A 284-nucleotide genomic window follows, 5' to 3' on the forward strand; every position below is an offset into this window, starting at 1 on the left:
GATCAGCGCGGCAACGCGATCGGAAACAGTAGCGCCCTGGCCAACCCAGTGAGCGATACGATCCAGATCCAGGCGAGTTTCTTCTTCCGCACCGTTAGCGATCGGGTTGAAGAAACCAACGCGCTCGATGAAGCGACCGTTGCGTGCATTACGGCTGTCGGTAACAACAACCTGGTAGAACGGACGCTTTTTCGCGCCGTGACGTGCTAAACGAATAGTAACCATAACATCCTCTTGTGTGAATAAAACAACCGGGCCCCAGCGAGGAACGGAGCCCGGTGTCA

General features: G+C 55.6%; 1 protein-coding gene. It reads right to left on the reverse strand.

Features of this window, described 5'->3' with window-relative positions; all coding sequences use genetic code 11:
- Positions 1 to 225 (reverse strand): 30S ribosomal protein S16 (gene rpsP, locus ACSIPU_RS31230; protein WP_435322580.1); only part of this gene is annotated, 225 nt, incomplete at its 3' end.
- Positions 226 to 284: the final 59 nt, after the last annotated feature.

Origin of the sequence: Klebsiella sp. HN106, from assembly GCF_051209435.1 — a bacterium.
Lineage (GTDB): Bacteria > Pseudomonadota > Gammaproteobacteria > Enterobacterales > Enterobacteriaceae > Klebsiella > Klebsiella oxytoca.